1 protein-coding gene is annotated in these 480 nt (G+C 35.0%); it reads left to right on the top strand.

Features of this window, described 5'->3' with window-relative positions:
- Positions 1-236, top strand: a 236-nt coding sequence (locus J7R05_RS07845) for a DUF454 family protein (RefSeq protein ID WP_208541833.1), incomplete at its 5' end; no start/stop codon positions are given.
- Positions 237-480 lie beyond the last annotated feature (244 nt).

Below are 480 nucleotides of genomic sequence, written 5' to 3'. Positions count from 1 at the left end.
CATCACCACGTTTTCATCATTGGTTGAATAATCACCGCGTTTTCGGTCCGCCTATTAAGCAATGGGAAGAAAAGAGAGCTATTCCACCATTAATTAAAGTTTTTGCGGTGGTGAGTATGGCGGGAGGTTTTTTATCATTTTTGATGATGCTGCATCCTGCTTTGTGGTTTGCTTTGTTGGTTGCGGCTGTTTTATTGTTGATAGCCATTTATATTGTGACGCGTCCATCTTCATAATGACAGAAATAAAAAGCTTTATGAATCAAATGCTCTTTTTATCTTTGCTAGTGCGTTAGATTTATTGACAGAGATTTTCCACTTTCAAATTTAGTTAACGTTTCCATACCAAAGATGTATATGAGATAATAAGTTTTTTAGAGGGTTCATGAGATATAACGATATATTCGTGAAACAATTTTATGAGCAGAGAGTATTATATACGAACACCTTAATCAAGTACGCTCGTAAAATTACTTTGATC

This window comes from Bartonella capreoli (assembly GCF_902813205.1).
GTDB lineage: Bacteria > Pseudomonadota > Alphaproteobacteria > Rhizobiales > Rhizobiaceae > Bartonella > Bartonella schoenbuchensis.
This window is presented reverse-complemented; position numbering and strand designations above follow the sequence as displayed.